The organism is Natronocella acetinitrilica, from assembly GCF_024170285.1.
Classification (GTDB): domain Bacteria; phylum Pseudomonadota; class Gammaproteobacteria; order Nitrococcales; family Aquisalimonadaceae; genus Natronocella; species Natronocella acetinitrilica.
In genome coordinates this window covers 399,387-418,330 of record NZ_JALJXV010000002.1, presented here as the reverse complement: position 1 = coordinate 418,330, position 18,944 = coordinate 399,387, and the positions used below count along the sequence as shown (strand labels likewise).

At 63.7% G+C, this 18,944-nt stretch carries 12 protein-coding genes; 10 read left to right on the top strand and 2 right to left on the bottom strand.

Features of this window, described 5'->3' with window-relative positions:
- Positions 1-105 precede the first annotated feature (105 nt).
- From J2T57_RS05220 to lnt, 9 genes are all read left to right on the top strand, one after another.
- Positions 106-1,665, top strand: coding sequence for an NHL repeat-containing protein (locus tag J2T57_RS05220; RefSeq protein WP_253475312.1), 1,560 nt, complete (start codon positions 106-108; stop codon positions 1,663-1,665).
- Entirely contained in the window at positions 1,666-2,358 is a 693-nt protein-coding gene (locus tag J2T57_RS05215; RefSeq protein ID WP_253475309.1) for a hypothetical protein, read from the top strand.
- Positions 2,359-2,420: 62 nt separating this feature from the next.
- Entirely contained in the window at positions 2,421-3,836 is a 1,416-nt protein-coding gene (locus J2T57_RS05210; RefSeq protein ID WP_253475306.1) for a mannose-1-phosphate guanylyltransferase/mannose-6-phosphate isomerase, read from the top strand.
- 139 nt (positions 3,837-3,975) lie between these two features.
- A complete protein-coding gene (locus J2T57_RS05205) occupies positions 3,976-5,166 on the top strand; it encodes a hypothetical protein (protein ID WP_253475303.1) in 1,191 nt (396 codons plus the stop codon).
- A 589-nt stretch (positions 5,167-5,755) separates the two neighbouring features.
- Positions 5,756-7,117 (top strand): tRNA (N6-isopentenyl adenosine(37)-C2)-methylthiotransferase MiaB, encoded by a 1,362-nt coding sequence (miaB, locus tag J2T57_RS05200; RefSeq protein ID WP_253475300.1) that lies wholly within the window; start codon positions 5,756-5,758, stop codon positions 7,115-7,117.
- Between the two features lie 15 nt (positions 7,118-7,132).
- Positions 7,133-8,137 (top strand): PhoH family protein, encoded by a 1,005-nt coding sequence (locus tag J2T57_RS05195; RefSeq protein WP_253475297.1) that lies wholly within the window; start codon positions 7,133-7,135, stop codon positions 8,135-8,137.
- Positions 8,124-8,600: an rRNA maturation RNase YbeY gene (gene ybeY / locus J2T57_RS05190; protein WP_253475294.1), complete on the top strand. Its 477-nt coding sequence runs from the start codon at positions 8,124-8,126 to the stop codon at positions 8,598-8,600. Before J2T57_RS05195 ends, ybeY begins: the two co-directional genes overlap by 14 nt.
- A gap of 82 nt (positions 8,601-8,682) precedes the next feature.
- The gene (locus J2T57_RS05185; RefSeq protein ID WP_253475291.1) at positions 8,683-9,594 is read left to right on the top strand and encodes a CorC family transporter; all 912 of its coding nucleotides are present in this window, start codon (positions 8,683-8,685) and stop codon (positions 9,592-9,594) included.
- Between the two features lie 40 nt (positions 9,595-9,634).
- The gene (gene lnt / locus J2T57_RS05180) at positions 9,635-11,149 is read left to right on the top strand and encodes an apolipoprotein N-acyltransferase (RefSeq protein ID WP_253475288.1); all 1,515 of its coding nucleotides are present in this window, start codon (positions 9,635-9,637) and stop codon (positions 11,147-11,149) included.
- A gap of 355 nt (positions 11,150-11,504) precedes the next feature.
- Here lnt and J2T57_RS05175 read toward each other — a convergent pair whose 3' ends face one another.
- Positions 11,505-13,388 carry an autotransporter family protein gene (locus J2T57_RS05175; RefSeq protein WP_253475286.1) on the bottom strand — a complete coding sequence of 628 codons (1,884 nt, stop codon included), beginning with the start codon at positions 13,386-13,388 and terminating at the stop codon, positions 11,505-11,507.
- Positions 13,389-14,504: 1,116 nt separating this feature from the next.
- Complete coding sequence (locus J2T57_RS05170; protein ID WP_253475284.1) at positions 14,505-16,223, bottom strand: autotransporter outer membrane beta-barrel domain-containing protein; 1,719 nt, start codon at positions 16,221-16,223, stop codon at positions 14,505-14,507.
- A gap of 220 nt (positions 16,224-16,443) precedes the next feature.
- Here J2T57_RS05170 and J2T57_RS05165 point away from each other — a divergent pair, with 220 nt between their 5' ends.
- The gene (locus J2T57_RS05165) at positions 16,444-18,930 is read left to right on the top strand and encodes a type VI secretion system Vgr family protein (RefSeq protein ID WP_253475282.1); all 2,487 of its coding nucleotides are present in this window, start codon (positions 16,444-16,446) and stop codon (positions 18,928-18,930) included.
- Positions 18,931-18,944: the final 14 nt, after the last annotated feature.

The following is an 18,944-nucleotide window of genomic DNA, read 5'->3' as shown; positions in this document are numbered from 1 at the left end:
GTCCTGCGAACGTGACTCCCCGGCGGGCGGACCATGGCCCATGCGCCTCTCGGCGGCTAAGCTGCTCTCGGGAGTCACGATTTGCCGGCAAGGAGGGCCATCGCCATGTCTATCCGCACGCTACTGATCACTGTACTCGCACTGTTCCCGGCGTTCGCTTACGCCCAACTCAACTTTGGCCCCGATTCAACTGGTGCTGTCATTGCGGATGTGGGCGAGGACGGTCGGGCGAGCATTGCCATGAGCGTCTTGACGCTGGGTGGCGGCACGTCACCGGATGTGCTCATCGCCGGACGGGCGGAGCAGCAGTTCGCCCCCGCCGCGGCGCTGCTGCGATATACCGCTGACGGGGCACTCGACACCGACTTCGGCGCTGACGGACTCGTACTGACCGATTTCTCCGATATAGCCGGTGTGGCCTTGACCGCGGGCACGCCAGTGCTGGTGCTCGACGATGATGACGGTGGGCTGTTCGTTATCGCCACTGCGTCAGCGCCGGACCGGATTGCCATCCTGCGCTATAGCCAGGGCGGGGAGCTCGACACCGCCTTCGGCATCAATGGCGGGGCCATTCTCGATGTGTCGGACGGTGCCGCTGCCGACCGCGTGGCGGCCGCAGCGCTGGATGCCGCCGGCCGTATCGTGCTGGTGGGTCGTCGCGATTTCGCGGTTGAGCGGAGCCGGGCCGCCGTGTGGCGGGTGCTGCCCGATGGGACACCGGATGACTCATTCGCCGATGACGGCGTCTGGTCCGGTCCGGCGGCCGCCGTTGTATCCAGTGACTTCAACGCCGTGACGCTGCGTGACGGCAACGGCATTATCGCCGGCGGTGCCGCGCAGCAGGGAACCGAGGTGGTTTTCGATCGCGCCGGGACTCTGCGGGGGGACTTCATCGTGCAACTGGATTCCGCCGGCGAACCCGTGGCCGATTTCGGCGAGAACGGCGAAGTCTACATTCTCGGCCAATTCGACGAGGCAGATGTTGTCAATGCGGTGATCTATGCCCTGGCACTGCGGGGCGACATGATCATCTACAGCGGAACGGCGAACTACGGCGCCGGAGCCGACGGGCCGGGCTCCCTGGGCGTCATCGACGCGGATACAGGCGCCACGAATGACGAACCCGGGGTTCTGGGCGGCCAGTCCCGGGTCCAGCTTCTGCCCGGAGGGCAGTTCGCCCAAGGTCGCGACATCGCCGTGCTGGGCAATGGCGATATCGCCGTGGTGGGCGCCGGGCAAACGGGGGCGGACACCGGCACCAGCCTGCTCATCACCCGTTTCGGCAATGATCAGGATGGCGATTTCGTGCAGTTGGATGACGGCCAGCTTTACCGCGACATCTCACCGGAGACTGCCTCCGGTGGTCTGGCTGCCGTTGCCTACGGCGACAATGCGGTCGGCATCGCCCTGGCCGGTTTCGCGCAGAACCCGAACCGCACGAACCGCATGATGGTAAGCCGGACTTTCTTCGAGCCGCCGCCGGATGATGGCGGCAATGGCAATGGCGGCAACGGCGTGGGGCCGGACAACGGCGGGCCCAACCCCATCGGTGGTGGCGGCAGTGGCTCGGCAGTCGGCGGCGGCGCGTTCGGCGGCCTCGGCCTGGTATTGCTCGGCCTCCTGGGGCTGGGTCGCCTGCTTTTTCTGCGACGAACTGGGGGCTGAATGCAGGACTGGACGGTGGTGCGCGCTCTGTACGACGACTGCGGTCGTGCTGGCGTGCTGCGGCGCCTGTTGTTCTCGAACCTGCTGAGCGTGTCCGGCGTGATGATGCTCGCCTTCATCGCCCTCGCCTTGGTGGTGCTGCTGGCTGCACCCTGGCTGCTGTCGGGCTACATGGCCGCGCTGGCGGTGGCCATCCTCATGCCGCTGCTGATGTGGCTGGGGGCGCTGATTCTGGACGAGCGCATCCGCGCGGCGTACCCCGAGCACAGTCTGGCCCGCCGCCCGTTGCTGGCTGCCTACCGGCGCGGGTTTTTCGGCGTCCGCTACCTGGAGTTTCTTGACCGCCTGCGTCTCTCCGGCCTGTTCGACCCGGCGGCGCTGCAGACCGCGCTGCGTTGCTGCGAGGCGGAACTGGCACTGCAGAACACGCCGGAGATGCGCCTGTCGCGGGCCCGGCCCATCTGGCTCGCACTGCTGGCGGTGGCCCTGCTTGCCGGCGCACCGTACCTGGCCCAGTGGTATCCCGAGTGGGTACCGCTGGTGGAGGGTGTTGCCGTGGTCTTCGCGATACTGGCGGTGCTGTTCGGCACCATGCTGCTGGCGCAGCCGGCCATCGCGCATCACCGCGAATTGCACTGCATGCTGGTCTGGGCCCTGGAAGAGGCCCGGGCCGAACCACCGCCGCTGCGCTGAACTGGCCTCGCCGTCCAGCAAAAGGCTATGCTCGGGCAACATTGACCAACAGGCAGTCAGGTATGTCGCGTCTCACACCCGTGATTCTCTCCGGTGGCTCGGGCAGCCGCCTTTGGCCACTGTCGCGGGAGCTGTACCCCAAGCAGTTGCTGCCGCTGATGTCCCCCGACCACACCATGCTGCAGGCCACCGTGCAGCGCCTGGCCGGCATCGCCGATCTCGACCGCCTGCTGGTTATCTGCAACGAGGCCCACCGATTCCTGGTCGCCGAGCAGCTGCGTGCCATCGGCGAGACCGACCCCGCCATACTGCTCGAGCCGCTGGCACGCAACACGGCGCCGGCGGTTTGCCTGGCCGCCCTGCACGCCCTGCACGACGACTCGGACGCCTTGCTGCTTGTGCTGCCGGCGGACCACGTCATCGCCGATACCGCTGCCTTCCAGCAGGCTGTCGCCCAGGGGCGGGGTGACGCGCTGGACGGCGCCCTGGTGACCTTCGGCATCGTGCCCACGCGGCCCGAGACTGGCTATGGCTATATCCGCGCCGAAGTCGGTGACGGCCCCACCCGTGGCGTGGCCGAATTCGTGGAAAAGCCCGACCTGGAAACCGCCCAGGGCTATCTTGCCGCCGGTGGCTACTACTGGAACAGCGGCATGTTCCTGTTCCGGGCGCAGCGTTTCGTGGACGAACTGGAGCAGTTCGCGCCGGAGATGGTGTCAGCCTGCCGGGGAGCGCTGGATGGCGCCGAGCGGGACCTCGATTTCGTGCGTCTCGCCCGCGAGCCGCTGGAGCCTTGCCCGTCGAACTCCATTGACTACGCGGTGATGGAGCGCACCCGCAACGCCCGGGTGGTGCCCATGGACGCCGGCTGGAGTGACGTCGGCTCCTGGGACGCGCTGCAAAGCGCCGGCGCACCTGATGCCGACGGCAACGTCACCGTGGGCGACGTGCTGGCCCATGACAGCCGTGGCAACTACCTGCGGGCGGAAAGCCGCCTGCTGGCCACCGTTGGGCTGGAAGACAGCGTGGTGGTGGAGACTGCCGACGCGGTGCTGGTGGCCCGGCGCGACCGGGTGCAGGACGTCAAGGCCATCGTCGAGCGCCTGCGGGCAGAGGGCCGCACCGAGCCCATGAGCCACCGGCGCGTCTACCGCCCCTGGGGGTCGTATGAAGGTGTGGCCGAAGGCAGCCGCTTCCAGGTCAAGCGCATCATCGTGCAGCCCGGCGCCAGCCTGTCGCTGCAGATGCATCACCACCGGGCCGAGCACTGGATCATCGTCCGTGGCACCGCACGCGTGACCCGCGGCGAGGACACCCTCCTGCTCACCGAGGACCAGTCTACCTATATCCCCCTCGGCACGGCCCACCGCCTCGAAAACCCTGGCCAGATTCCGCTCGAGCTGATCGAGGTGCAGACCGGGAGCTACCTGGGGGAGGACGACATCGTGCGCTTCGATGACGTCTACGGGCGTCGCTGATTGTGACTTGAATCACCGCGTCTAACCCATATGGGTGATTCATGTGGGTTCTATCTCCGATAAATACCTGAAAGGGGTCAAGGGGCTCCATGCGGCGGCTCTTTGTCGGCCGGGTCATCATCAGGGTTTCGGAGCACACATGAACAAGCATCAACAGTCCGGCTTGGGCCGCGCGCTGCACCTCGGCGCCATCACGGGATGCAGTCTTACCCTGGCTGCCTGCCTCGGTGGGGGAGGTGGTGGCGGTGGTGGAGGCGGCGGCGGTAGTTCGCTGCAGACCGGCAGCTTCAAGGACAGCAACGTGACCGGGCTGACCTACACCACCTCCCGCGGTAGTGTGTTGACGGGGGAGGGCGGCAGCTTCCAGTATCAGCCGGGCGAGCAGATCACCTTTTCCGTGGGCAACGTTGAGCTGGGCAGCGCGAGCGCCGATCAGATCTTGACCCCGGTGGATCTGGTTACTGCTGGCTCAACCGATTCGGACGCGGTGATCAACCGGGTGCGCTTCCTGCTGCTGCTGGACGAGGACGGCGACGCAGACAACGGTATCAACATTCCCGAGACGGTGCGTGACGCAGCCAATGCATGGACCCCACCGGATTTCGAATCCACTGCGGCATTCGAGACTGGAGTGCAGGATATCGGGGAAGAGCTGGTCTTTATTTACAGCCGTGATGTTGTGCTGCCGAGTGCGGCCGCCGCCAAGGCCCACATCGAATCAACACTGCGCTGTGTGCGTGCCGGTGCCTATCGGGGCACGTTCCGCGGCGACGATCGTGGGACCTTCGGCATACTGGTGTCGGCCCAGACCGGCAGCGTGAGCGGCGTGGCGTATTCCAGTGATGACGACGAGCTGATCACCCTGACGGGGCAGACGCCGGTGGCGCTGGACCAGCAGGGGACGTTCGTCAGCGGCAATACGGACTCCGGGGCCACGTTTAACGGCAGCTTTAACACGGTGAACAGCCTGTCCGGGAGCTGGCAGAACCCCCTGTTCGTGGAGTCCGGGACGTTTTCAGGGTCACGCATTGGCGGGTCCGCCAGCGCGGAATATCGCTTCACGGGAAGCTTTTCCGGGTCTGATTCCGGGCTCTTTTCTTTCGATGTGGCGCCCAGTGGCGCGGTGACCGGTGTCGCCTACAGCGTCGCCGAGGACGAGCTGTTCAACCTCGGCGGGACAGTCAACGGCACATTCCTGTCGGCGACGTTCTCCGGTGGCTCCCTGCAGGGCACGCTGGATCGGGCCACGGGCACGCTGTCAAACGGTAGCTGGCAGACCCAGGACGGGCTGTCGGGCACCTTCAGCGGCAACGGTTGCAAGCTCAACTAGGCGGGGTGTGGTGGTTATTGATGGGGCGCCGCGGTGCGTTACGCGCTGCGCGCTAACGGCACCCTACGGCGGGCGCGACCAACCGCCCGGCACGGCCAACCGCCGGGCATGGCCTCACGTAGGGTGTGTTAGGCCGAAGGCCGTAACGCACCATAACGGCGGTGGTGTTGCCCCCAAGGCCACACAGCCACAAACCGCGGTCCGGTGCGCCGCTCATGGACCGTCAGCGACAGGGATGTCGCTGTCGAGCCTCCAGGGATGGGTTTACGGCGTGTCCATGAGCGGCGCACCGGACCGCGGTTCCCCGATTCGAGCTGTAGGGTGTGTTAGCGCGCAGCGCGTAACGCACCGCATCGGCGTTTGCCGTGCCCCCTCACGCCATCCCCGCGCGTGTCACACACCCATGCTTGAACACCCCTGCGCCCGGCGGTACCATCCGCCGGCTGTGGCAGCGCTGAACGCATTCACACCGCTGCGTAACCCCATGGGGCTCGAGCGCAACGGCGTGAATGCGTCAGCGCTGCCTTAGCCCTTTTCGGGCAGTGGGTTACACTTGAGGAAGCGCCGCCACCAGGGCCGCATATCGCCTATGAATCGTAAGGTCTACGTCAAGACCCATGGTTGCCAGATGAACGAGTACGATTCCGCCAAGATGGCGGACGTGCTCTGTGCCGAGCGTGGGTATAGCCGCGTCGACAATCCCGAGGATGCCGACCTCATCCTGCTCAACACCTGCTCCATCCGCGAGAAGGCGCAGGAGAAGGTGTTTTCCCAGTTGGGCCACTGGAAGCCCCTGAAGGAGCGCAACCCCGATCTCATCATCGGCGTCGGCGGTTGCGTTGCCAGCCAGGAGGGCGAGGCGTTGCAGCAGCGTGCGCCCTACGTCGACCTGGTGTTCGGCCCGCAAACCCTGCACCGGCTGCCGGAAATGGTTGATCGCGTGCGCGGGGGTGGCGAGCCGCAGGTGGATATCTCCTTCCCCGAGATCGAGAAGTTCGACCGCCTGCCGGAACCCCGGGCCGAGGGCCCGACGGCCTTTGTGTCGATCATGGAAGGCTGCAGCAAGTACTGCAGCTTCTGTGTGGTGCCCTACACCCGGGGCGAGGAAATCAGCCGCCCCTTCGACGACGTCATCACCGAGGTGGCAGAGCTCGCCGAACAGGGCGTGCGGGAAGTCACCCTGCTGGGCCAGAACGTCAACGCCTATCGCGGCGACATGGTCGATGGCACCGTCTGCGACCTGGCGCTGCTCATCCACTACGTTGCCGCCATCGACGGCATCGAGCGCATCCGCTTCACCACCTCCCACCCCGTGGAGTTCTCCGACAGCCTGATCGAGGCCTATCGCGATGTGCCGGAGCTGGTGGATCACCTGCACCTGCCGGTGCAAAGCGGTTCGGATTTCGTCCTCAAGATGATGAAGCGCGGTCATACCATTGACGAGTTCAGGGACAAGATCCGCCGCCTGCGGGAAGTCCGCCCCGGCATCAGCCTGTCGTCGGATTTCATCGTCGGCTTCCCCGGCGAGGACGAAGACAGCTTCGAGGAGACCATGGCCCTGGTGCGGGAGCTCAACTTCGACAGCTCTTTCAGCTTCATCTACAGCGCCCGCCCGGGCACGCCAGCGGCCTCATTGGCCGATGCAACACCGCCGGAAGTCAAGAAGGCGCGCTTGAAGCGGCTGCAGAGCACCATTGAAGCCCAGGCAAAGGCCATCAGCCAGTCCATGGTCGGCACCGAACAGACGGTGCTGGTGGACAGCCTGTCGAAAAAGAGCGATCACGAGATCGCCGGCCGCACGGAGAATAACCGGGTGGTCAACTTCCCCGGACATCGCCGCCTGATCGGGCAGTTCGTCCGGGTACGCATCACCGAAGCGCTTGCGCATTCCCTGCGTGGCGAAATGGTCGGCGTCGACGAGGCCCTGCTGCGCCCCGCCGCCAGTGCATGAGGTAACACTGTCACCTTGAATACCGCGAATCCTGCCGCTCTGGATTTCAGCCTCGAACCCGCCGACAACGATCGGCTTGCCAATCTCTGCGGACAGTTCGATGAGAACCTCCGTCAGGTGGAGCGTCGGCTGGGGGTCGAGATTTCCAATCGTGCCCATCGCTTTCGGGTCATCGGCGAGCCGGACGCTGCCCGAGCCGCCGAGAGTGTGCTCAAGGAGCTCTATCGCACCTCGACGCAGAATGCCCTGTCCGCCGATGATGTGCACCTGATGCTGCAGGACGCCGGTGTCGAGGAACGGCTGCGGGCCCGGGCCGGTGACGCCCAGGAAGTGGTGATTCGCACCCGAAAGACGGAAATCCGTGGCCGCGGACCGAATCAGCAGGCCTACCTGCGCAACATCCAGGGCAACGATCTCAGCTTTGGCATCGGCCCGGCAGGTACTGGCAAGACGTATCTGGCCGTCGCCGCTGCAGTGGAGGCGCTGGATGCCGACGATGTGCGCCGGCTGGTGCTGGTGCGCCCGGCGGTGGAAGCCGGGGAACGGCTTGGTTTTCTGCCGGGTGACCTTGCCCAGAAAGTTGACCCCTACCTGCGCCCGCTCTACGACGCTTTGTTCGAGATGATGGGCTTTGAGCGGGTGGGCAAGCTCATCGAACGCAATGTGATCGAGGTTGCCCCGCTGGCCTACATGCGGGGCCGCACGCTGAATCACTCCTTTATCATCCTCGATGAGGCGCAGAACACCACCGTCGAGCAGATGAAGATGTTTCTGACCCGTATCGGTTTTGGGTCCACCGCCGTGGTTACCGGTGATGTCACCCAGGTGGACCTGCCCCGGGGCACGCCGTCCGGGCTGCGGCAGGCGGTTGAGGTGCTCAAGGACGTGGAAGGTGTGAGCTTTACCTTTTTCAGCGCGGCGGATGTGGTTCGCCATCCGCTGGTACAACGCATTGTGCAGGCCTATGAACGTGCCTCTGGCGAAGAAGACAACATCGGGAATGCCGGTGAACGCCGCTGAGAATCTGTCCGGACTCGAGGTGCAGTTCGCGAGCCAGCACCCGGATCTGCCCTCGGAGGCTGACATCCGCGCCTGGGTGGGTGCCGTGCTCGATGGTCGCGCCGAGCCGCTGGAACTTACCATTCGTGTCGTGGATGAGGATGAGGGCCGCTCACTGAACGCAACCTATCGCGGCCGGGACTATGCGACCAACGTCCTGTCCTTCCCATTCGAGGCGCCGCCGGGGCTCGATTTGCCAGTGTTGGGTGATATCGCCATCTGCGCGCCCGTGGTTGCGGCAGAGGCAAAGGAGCAGGGCAAAACGGCTTCCGCACACTGGGCACACATGGTTGTGCATGGCACCTTGCACCTGCTCGGCTATGATCACGTTGAGCCGGCCGACGCCGAGGAGATGGAAGCCCTGGAAACATCCATACTCGGGGGGCTGGGTTTCCCCGCTCCTTATGCCGAGAACGATCCATGAACAATTCGATTGTACCGACCAGCCACGCCGCGGGCCGTAGCCAGTGCCCCGGGCATGGGCGTGACAGGGGGTTGGCCGACCGATGAGCGAAGATCGACCTACGCAGTCCGACGAAAACGGCCGCGACCAACGCGGTTGGTTTGAGCGCATCAGCCAGGCGTTCTCCGGCGAGCCCCGTGACCGCGATGGCCTTGTGGATATGCTGCGTGAGGCGCAGCAACGGGCGCTGCTCGACGCCGATCAACTGGCCATGATCGAGGGTGCCCTGCATGTGTCGGAAATGCAGGTGCGGGATATCATGATTCCCCGCTCGCAGATGGTGGTGGTGCGCCGCGACGCGGAACTGCGGGAACTGCTGCCACCGGTGATCGAGTCCGGCCACTCCCGCTTCCCGGTGATTGGCGATAACCGGGACGACGTCATCGGCATCCTGATTGCCAAGGATCTGTTGCGCTATTTCTCCGAGGACGCCGGCAAACGCATCAACATGCGCGAACTCATGCGCCCGGCGCTGTTTGTGCCCGAGAGCAAGCGCCTCGATGTCATGCTCAAGGAGTTTCGAAGCAGCCGGAACCACCTGGCCGTTGTGGTTGACGAATACGGTGGTGTGGCGGGTATGGTCACCATCGAGGACGTGCTCGAGCAGATCGTCGGCGAGATCGACGACGAACACGATATCGATGAGGACAGTTATATCCTCAGTCAGCGAGAGGGCGCCAGCATCGTCAAGGCGCTGACGCCCATCGAGGACTTCAACGAGCACTTCCACACCGATTTCAGCGACGAAGAGTTCGACACGATCGGGGGGCTCGTCGCCCATAGCTTCGGGCACTTGCCAAGGCGTGGCGAGCAGGTCACCGTCGAGCGCTATCGCTTCGAGGTCATCAGGGCGGACAACCGTCGCATTCACCTGCTGATGGTCACCAATGTGCCCGAAGAGCCGGAAATGGAAGCCCGTGATGAAGGCAGAGCCCGCAGCGCGAGAAGGGAATGATCGTTCCTCACCAGTCACATCGTCCGCGACAGCCCACAGCATGACCGAGGCCTTCGAGAAGCCCGCCTGGGCAGGGCGGGCCGCTGTCGTGCTGCCCGCTGCGGCTCTTTCCGGCGCATTGATTGCGCTGGCCCTGTCGCCCTTCCACTGGTCCTGGCTGACCCTGCTGTCGCCAGCCGCACTGTTTTACCTGGTTGCCGCCGCTCCGCGCCGCCTCGCACCCTGGGTCGGTTACGTATACGGGGTGGGTTACTTCGGTGCCGGTGGGCACTGGATCTACTACAGCGTAGGCGAGTTCGGCGGTGGGCCGCTGGTGGCGCTGGTGTTCTGTGCTGCGCTTGCCGCCGCCTTTGGGCTGCTCATCTGGGCGCTGGTGCATCTGTGGTTGCGGGTGCGTCCCCAGGCCGCGCTGCCGGCGGTGACGGTGGCGCTGCCCACCTGCTGGATGGCTGTGGAGTGGGTGCGTAGCTGGCTCTTCACCGGCACCACCTGGTTGCAACTCGGTTATGCCCACGTCGACAACTGGCTGGGGGGCTACGCGCCGATTATCGGTGCCCTTGGTATCAGCATGCTGGTGAGCGTGCTGGCGGGCCTGATTGCCTGGGCGGCGCTGGTGCGCCGTCGCAAGCCCGCCATTGTCGCGGTGGTGGCGGTTGTCGTCGTCTGGCTGATTGGTGGTGTCATGCAGCGCGACTGGACCAGCCCCGCCGCCGAGCCGCTGCAGATCGCACTGCTGCAGGGCAATGTCCCGCAGGACCAGAAATGGTTGCCAGAGAACCGCCAACGCCAGCTTGATCTCTACGAGCGGCTCACCAGCCGGTTCTGGGGCGCGGATGTTGTCATCTGGCCGGAGACGGCCATCCCGGCTTTCCAGCATCAGGTGTCGCGGGAGTTCCTGGCGCCACTGCTGGCCGACGCCGAGGACTACGGCACCGATGTGCTGGTAGGCCTGCCGAGCTGGGATAGCGAAACCCGGGCGGTGTACAACACGGTGCTGGCCCTGGGGCAGGAGGTGGATGTCTACCACAAGCGCCACCTGGTGCCCTTTGGCGAGTACGTGCCGTTCCGCCGCTATCTTGGTGCCGCGCTGGATGTCTTTGGCGCGCCCATGGCTGACTTTACCCCGGGCTGGACTGCCGGGCCGCTGATGGTTGGCGGCCAGCCCATGGCCATCTCCATCTGCTACGAGATCACCTTCCCCAACGAAGTGCGGGATTTCCTGCCGGAGGCGACGGTGCTGGTGAACGTGTCCAATGATGCCTGGTTCGGCACGTCCATCGGCCCCCACCAGCACTTCCAGATGGCGCGCATGCGTGCCCTGGAAATGGGTCGGCCGCTGGTGCGGGCAACCAACACCGGCATCACTGCCAGCGTCGACCACCGCGGCCAGGTGATTGCCCGGGTGCCACAGTTCACGGTGGACGCCCTGCTCACGGAAGTGACCCCCCACGAGGGGGTGACGCCGTACATGTGGTGGGGTAACTGGCCGGTGCTCGTGCTGCTGTTCGCCGCCCTGGGCGTGTGTGGGGTCATGCGATATGGCCTGCGGCGCTGATGGGCGTGGGTTGCGGTACGGGTTGGATCGGGGAACCGCGATCCGGTACGCCGCTCATGGACACGCCGTAAACCCGTCCATGGGGGCTCGACAGCGACATCCCTGTCGCTGACGGTCCATGAGCGGCGCACCGGACCGCGGTCTGTGCCTTGGGCTTGGGGCGGGCAAAACGACCGCCGTCGCGGTGCGTTACGGCCTTCGGCCTAACACACCCTACGTGAGCCGTCCCCGCTGTAGGGTGCGTTAGCGCGCAGCGCGTAACGCACCGCTAGGTGAGCCGTGCCCGCTGTAGGATGCTGTTAGCGCGCAGCGCGTAACGCACCGCAACCCACGCCCGATCTCTCTGCGCCACCCCTCAGAACTCCATCCTGAAGCCGACATCGACGGTATAGAGGCTGTACCCGCTGCGGCCCTCCACGCTCTCCAGGAACAGGTAGGCCGCGCGGCCGCGGGCGAACTGCGCGGTGAGCCCGCCGCCGATGTTCATGTAGGTGCGGTCCGGGTCATCGGTGCGCAGCGAGAAGCGGGTATTGGTGGGGTCCTCGATGAAGCGGGCATTGATGCGGCGGCTATCGTCGCTGAACTCCCGCTCCAGACCCCAGCGCGTGGAGTACACCATCACACCCCAGGGATAGTTCTCGGCATAGGACAGCTGCACCGCGACTTCTGCGGTTTTCGACTCGATGGTCTGGCTGTCGATGCGCAACAGGGAACCAGCGCCGGGGTTGTTGGAATTGGTGGCGCGCTCGCGGTAGCTGTCGATCTCCACACGGATGTAATCCAGACTGGTCTGGAAACCCACGGTCCAGGGGCCGTCGCTCAGGTCGTAGCCCGCATTGAGGCCAACGGCGTATTCCATGCCGTCGGGCCTTGCCTTGGCACTCTGGCCATCGGGCCCGCTGAACACGGTCCGCACGGTGTCGTAGCGGTTGCGGCCCACGGTGACGATGCCATCGACGTAGAACGACCGGGGCAGGAAGTGCGTGCCGTAGAGCGACAGGCTGTAGCCATCCACATCGACGCCGCCAGCGTTGTTGCGCAGATCGGTATCGGTGCGGGTGTAGCCCAGCGCCACGCCGCCGATGGTCTGTGGCGAGAAGCGGTAGTCGAGCCCGGCGGTGAGCCCGAGCGTGCGGCTTCGGAACCCCTGCTCGTTGTCGGTTTGCTGGCGATTGCCGAAGGCCGCCGAGCCGTTGACGAAAAAGCCGAAGTTGCTGAAGGCGAGGATATCGTCACTGGCGCCTGCGCCCAGGGCATTGGTGAACATGTTCACCGGCAGACGCTCGCCGTCCAGCGCCACGTTGAAGCCCCGGGCGCTGAAGCCCGTGGCGCCGGCACGCAGCTCGGTGATGCGTGAGCCCACGTTCTGGAGTTGCTGGCGCATGGTCTGCATGGAGGCGCGGCCCTGGGCGGCGACTTCCTCGGGGGCAAGGCCGTCATAGATGGCGCCGGGGGTACCGGACTCGGCGGCGCGATCACAGGTGGCGATGAGGTCGTTCTGCCGACTGGTGCGCTCCTCTTCGGGAATCTCCCGCAGTGCGCCACAGGCAGCATCCAGTGAGTTCGCCACACTACGCTGGCGCGGCGTGAGACCTTCCTGTTCGGAGAGTTCCTGGGAGCCGACAGAAATCTGCACTGGAATGAACAGCCCGTCGGACTGACCCGAATCGGTTACCAGGATTCCGCCGCTGTCCGTGAACCCTGGCTCTGCATCGGTGGGTACCTCGTAGTTGAACGTGGCCATACCCGAATTCGCCTCGAAACCGGGAGGCGTGACGCTGCCGATATCCGTCTCCAGGGTCATGGGTGGATTCTGACTGCTCACCTGGAACTCGACGCTGATGGTCTGCCCCGGCTGGGCGTTCGTGACATTGATCGCACCGGTGTCGCTGGTGGGCGCATCCCCCGCCGTCTCGCTGAACTGCACAAGACGCGTGGCCGTATCCACATCGATCACGAATCCGTCGGAGCCATTGATACCGCAGTTGTCCTCAGTGCCAGCGGCAATGGCGACAGTAAAGCTGCCAGCCGCCTGGAATGATTCGTTCAGCGTGAATGTGATTGTTCCCGCGTCCAGGGTGCTACCGGCGGGATAGGTGCCAGGCGCCACATTGAAGTCGATGGTGTCGCCCTCGGCGAAGGCGCCATTCCCCTCCGCAGAGATCGAAGCAAACGCTTGGGCCAAACAGCCTTCGGCAGGGGCCGTGACCTCACCTTCCGCACGGAGCACCAGGTCCACGGTGAAAGTCTGCTGGCCAGACTGGATGAAGCTCGGGGGTTCGGGCTGAAACGTTACCAGTGCGTTTGCCGCGACGTGAGAAAACGGTGTTGCGCCGAGTCCAATCAGGAGGAGCAGTTTCCACGATGATTGGCCGCGGATTCGGGGAGGGCTCACTTGCAGACCTGAGATCACGACGACGCCCCCTGGTTTCTTCTTTTCTGACTGTCCTGTGTCCTGTGGTCCAGGACGTCCGGTCCCCACGGGCATTATTGCCAGAATCAGTTCCCATGTTGCAACTGCGCGCAGCTCAGAAAGCGCTTACGAAACAGGCGTCGAAAGATCTTACATTTGCTGGACTGAGAGCAATCCAGTCCCAATTGGCTGCTGTAGCCCCCATTACGCAAGCAACTGTAGTAAAGAGTATTTTTTGTGGGGCGGGCCGTCTCTTGCATGGTGTTTCCACTTCTGAAGGTGGTGGACCAGACGTTGGTAGCGAGGGAATGACGATGCGCTGGGCTGGTGGAGTGGCTTTCAGGGTTCGGGCGTGCGTTGCCATGTGTGCTCTGGCATTGCCGCTTTGGGCCAATGCCGGTCCGTACCTGTTCGACTTTTCTGCGAATTATGGGCCTGCTGTCTCCGAGCGACAGGCGGACCCCGAGTGGTTGTTGGATGGCAGTTTCTCGCTGGAGCGGGATGCCTTCGAGGCGGCTGGAGGCTCCGGGGATTTCCTGATAAGTCAGGGTGAGTCTACAGTCGGCGACTTTCGGATCGACCTGTTCAGGGCTGATCAGTCTCAGGTGTTCAGCCTTGGTGTGGACCACGTCCAGAGCCTCGCCCTGAGTTGCCAGTGGGGGGAGTGCAGCAATATCGCTGCCGTCATGTCGCTGAGTGTTGATGGTCTGATCATCGATCTACTGTTCCGCGACCTGTTCCAGGTGGCCGCGATGACGGAGATGCAACCTACAGGTTTCACCACGGAAATGCTTCTGCTGGACTTCGGCAAACAGGAGAAGTCGACGTTCTTCGGCAATTATTCGGTGGACGCGCTTACGCAGTTTCCGGTTCCGGTTCCCGCGCCATCGGCAATGGTACTGATGTTGTTGGGCCTGGGGCTCCTCGCCGCCGAACGCCGATTCAGAACTCGACCCGGACGCCGCCGTCCACACGGTATAGGCTGGTCGGCCCATTGGTTTCCCGTGTCTCTACATACACGAACGCCGAGATTCCGTAGGCGAACTGCGCCGAGATGCCCGCCCCAAGGTTGACGATGTTGCGCTCCGGCGAATCGGTTCGTATCCCGAAACGCTCCCCGTTGGGGTCGTGGGTGAAGCGTGCAGTGATCACGCGACTGTCGTCACGAAACTCGCGCTCGAGCCCCACCCTCGCGGTAGGCAGCAGCACCCCATAACGAAACGGGTAGGCATAAGTGGCTTGCAGGCCGAGCCCTGCAACCAGCGAGTCCACGGTCTGGCCGTCGATGGAAAGCAGCGACCCGAATCCGTCAGTATCGCTGTTGGCTGCGCGCTCGCGATAACCGTCGATGCTCAAGCGGACGTATTCGAAAGTCCCCTGTAGCCCGAGTGTCCAGGGGCCGTTGGCGAAATCGATTCCGGTATTGATGCCCGCAGCAAACTCACGGCCTTCCGGGCGTGCCACGGCCCGCTGACCGTCACTCCCCGGGAAGACGTTGCGCGTGGTGTCATAGCGGTGGCGGCCGATGGTCATGATGGCATCGATGTAGGCATCCCTCGGCAGGAACCGAACCGCGTACAGGGAGGCACTGTAGCCGTCCACCTCAACCGAACCGGCGCTGCTGCGGAGGTTCGCTTCGTTGCGGCTGAGGCCAATGGCCGCGCCGGCGTAGAATTCCGGGCTGAAGCGATAATCGGCACCTGTTGTCAGGCTGACGGAATCGAAGCTGAAGCCGAGCTCCCGGTCGGTATTGCTGCGACTGCCGACGATCAGTGATCCATTGATGAAGACGCCGAGTCGACCAGTCGACAGCATGTCTCCCGCGCCGCCACCGCGGAGCGCCGCCGGCATCAGGCCCGTTGGCAGGCTCTCACCATTGATGTTGACCTGCAGGTCCGAGGCGTCGAGCCCCCGGCTGCCCGCCCGCAGTCGGTGGGTTCGACCGCCGATGTTGCGAACCTGCTGACGCATCACCAGCAGGCCAGCCCGCCCCTGGGCTGCAACCTGTCGTGGGTCCAGCCGGTTCAGGAAATCTTCGGGGTCTTCGCTTTCTCGGAACCGGTCACAGGTCTCCAGGAGGTCGCGTTGTTCCGCGGTGCGTTGAGCTTCAGGGATTTGGAGAATTGCTGCACAGGCGCGCTCCAGGGGCGTATTCTCCCCGTTCTCCCCGTTCTCCCCGTTCTCCCCGTTCTCCCCGTTCTCCCCGTTCTCCCCGTTCTCCCCGTTGTCTCCATCCGTGACGGTGATCGAGGCTGGTTGCACAACGGAGATCGGCAGGTCGCCGCATCCACCGAGGTTTTCCAGCCTTAGATCGACCTCTCCGGGATCAGTATCGAATGTCACGTTTACCGTCGTGCTCGCGCTGCCGGTATTCTCATCCACGCTCAAGTCAAAGCCGACATTGGATGCGAACCAGGATGGCTCCAATCGACCAACCAGCTGGCATGTGCGGTCGAAGGTCCCATCAGCCTGCAGCGTGATGGTGAGCGTCGCGCTGTCTCCACTGGCCACCGTGTCCGGAATGCCGTCTGCAACGAACAACGTTGCCGCCGGTGCATTGGCGGCGGCACCCATACAAAGGGACAGGCCAATGCCCACGCGGTAGAGAATGTGTAATGCCGGGGTTCGCCCGCGACGGGTTGCGCGTCTCCGTGCGCTCATGAGCGGGGTCATCGCGACTGCCTCCCTGGAGATTCGCCCCGTCGTTTTTAGACGACAACACTTCAGTCCGCACAATAGCCGCAGCCCTGTGAGGCGAGCAAGCCCATGGCGCAGTGGCTCAATCTGCCAACGGTAGGCATTGAAAGTTCACTCCGCTAGACTGCTGCCAAGGGAACAAAGCGCCCGGCCCCGAGGGCGCCACAATAAAAGGCACGGAACAATGAGCGATGAGCGCCATATCCGCCTGGTGGGTAGTCATGCAGACACGTTCGAAGTTCTTCGATTCAGTGGCACGGAAGAACTCGGTCGCCCCTTTCAGTTTGTTGTTGAACTGCTGGCCACCGACGATGATCTGGACTTCCCGCAACTTCTTGGTTCCCGGCTCAGTCTCGTACTCGGGCTGGAGGACGGAGAAGAAGAGCGCTATTTCGATGGCTGCATCGTGGCCTTCTCCCAGAATGGCCGGCGGGGACGCCGCCACCTTTACACTGCAACCCTGCGGCCACAGCTCTGGTACCTCACGCTGACGAATGACTGCCGGATCTTTCAGCAGAAAAACACGCCTGACATCATCAGCGAGATCCTCGATGAACACGGCTATTCCGATGTCGAGAATCTGCTGACCGCCTCCTACGAAGCCCGGGAATATTGTGTGCAGTACCGGGAGAGTGACTTCGACTTCATCAGTCGTCTGATGGAAGAGGAGGGCATCTACTACTTTTTCCGCCACGAAGAGGGCAAGCACACCCTGGTGCTTGCTGATTCCACCGGCGCGCACGAGGTGACGCCTGGCTGCGAAGAAGTCGCCTACCTGCCCGTCGGAGCCGAAGACGGGCTGGCGGGGGATCATGTCTGGGACTGGTGGTTGGGCCAGGAAGTCCAGACCGAGACCTACAAGCTGCGCGATTACGATTTCACCAACCCCGGTAACCCGCCCGAGGCGACGGAGACCCGAACTCGCCCCCACGAGGCTGGTAGCTTCGAGGTCTACGATTATCCGGGGCGCTTCACCCAGGCCGACAGGGGAGCGCATCTGGCGGTGGCTCGAATCGAAGCCCGTGACGCCCGCTTCGAGCAGGCCGAGGCAATTGGCAATCTGCGTGCGGTGGCGGTGGGTGGTTTGCTTGGCCTTACCGGGCACCCGAGGGATGACCAGAATCGTGAGTATCTCGTCACCCGGACAAGCTTCCGTTGCGAGTCGGCTGATTATGAAACCGGTAGCGACGGCACGGGTGATGATTTCGAGTGTCGGTTCACGGCTATCTCCAGCGATGTTCCCTTCCGGCCTGCCCGGTTGACCCCTCGGCCGTTGGTCCACGGCCCACAAACGGCAACGGTCGTGGGTCCCGGCGGCGAAGATGTCTGGACAGATGAATTTGGTCGGGTGAAATGCCAGTTTCACTGGGACCGAGTGGGCGTGAAGGATGAGAACAGTTCCTGCTGGTTGAGGGTGTCACAGATATCAGCGGGTGACCGCTGGGGCTCCATGTTCATGCCCCATGTCGATCAGGAGGTTATCGTTTCGTTCCTGGAAGGGGACCCGGATCGCCCCATCGTCACCGGCCGCGTCTACAACGCGGACAACATGCCGGCCTGTCCACTGCCTGACCATCAGTACTGCAGTGTCATCAAGGATCACTACGGCAACGCCATGGTGTTCAACGGCACGCCGGGCAAGGAGCACATTTCCCTCTATTCTCCCTCCCACGATTCCCTGATGGTGCTGGGGCGGTCCTTCAAGCGGCAGTCGAAGAGTGACGACTGGGAGAAGACTTATGGCGACACCTTCAAGGTGACGTTCAGCGATAGTATTGGTATGACTCTCGGGAGTTCGCTCGGCATCAAGATCGGCAACGAGGCTAGCTTTTTCGTGGGTTCGAAGTTGTCTGCCAGTCTGGCACTGAATTTCTCCATCGACGCCTCTGTCAGGCTGGGGTTGACCATGGGGCCCGAGGTCTCTGGCAAGCTGGTGACGAGTTATTCCTTTGGCAAATCCCAGGAACTCAAGTCCACCAAGGATCGTTATCGTCGAGATACCCAGGCCGACATGATTCTGGATGCCGCCAAGGAAGTCGTGCTCGGTGGTGGTGCTGGCAAGGGAAACCGCAGTTTGCTGATCTCTGACAACAGATCGATGAAGCTGGCGTTCGGACAGGAGACACCTCCGCCGCAGCTAAGCAAGGTTGCGGCATACAGCTTTTTCGCCGCTGGCCTGGCCTCCGGGGCAGGGCTTCTTGCGTCCGTCGAGGGGGGTGTGCGGGGCATGAAGGCTTCCCTGGAAGCGGACCAGGCAGCCGATCGCCGAGATGACAACTGCTGCGACCGCGATGTGTATCGCGCCGACGGCGGAGAGGCGATGAAGGGGGCCGCTATTGCTTCGGGTGTGGGCGCGCTCGCGTCCGGCGGAATACTGGCCGCGTCTGTGATCGGATTTCTGAAAACCTGGAAAAGCGAGCCTGTGCCTAGTCTGGCGACCGAAACCGCCAACGTTGTCCTTGAAGACAACAAGGTCCAGCTCTGGGCAGGCACCGGCCGCCTTACGGAAATTGTCATGGACAAGAAGGACATCAAGCTGATAGCGGAAAAGGATGTCGTGATCGAAACCAAGGGCGACGTGAAGTTCAACAAGCTGCTTGTGTTGGGTGAGAATGCTGGCGTCATGAAGGTCAGCGCGAAGATCGACCACAAGAATCTCAAAGTCACGTAATGGCGCCGGCCCTG

Coding starts and splice junctions, on each gene's coding strand:
- J2T57_RS05220 (WP_253475312.1), top strand. CDS start 106: ATGTCTATCCGCACGCTACTGATCACTGTACTCGCACTGTTCCCGGCG.
- J2T57_RS05215 (WP_253475309.1), top strand. CDS start 1,666: ATGCAGGACTGGACGGTGGTGCGCGCTCTGTACGACGACTGCGGTCGT.
- J2T57_RS05210 (WP_253475306.1), top strand. CDS start 2,421: ATGTCGCGTCTCACACCCGTGATTCTCTCCGGTGGCTCGGGCAGCCGC.
- J2T57_RS05205 (WP_253475303.1), top strand. CDS start 3,976: ATGAACAAGCATCAACAGTCCGGCTTGGGCCGCGCGCTGCACCTCGGC.
- miaB (WP_253475300.1), top strand. CDS start 5,756: ATGAATCGTAAGGTCTACGTCAAGACCCATGGTTGCCAGATGAACGAG.
- J2T57_RS05185 (WP_253475291.1), top strand. CDS start 8,683: ATGAGCGAAGATCGACCTACGCAGTCCGACGAAAACGGCCGCGACCAA.
- lnt (WP_253475288.1), top strand. CDS start 9,635: ATGACCGAGGCCTTCGAGAAGCCCGCCTGGGCAGGGCGGGCCGCTGTC.
- J2T57_RS05170 (WP_253475284.1), bottom strand. CDS start 16,223: ATGAGCGCACGGAGACGCGCAACCCGTCGCGGGCGAACCCCGGCATTA.
- J2T57_RS05165 (WP_253475282.1), top strand. CDS start 16,444: ATGAGCGATGAGCGCCATATCCGCCTGGTGGGTAGTCATGCAGACACG.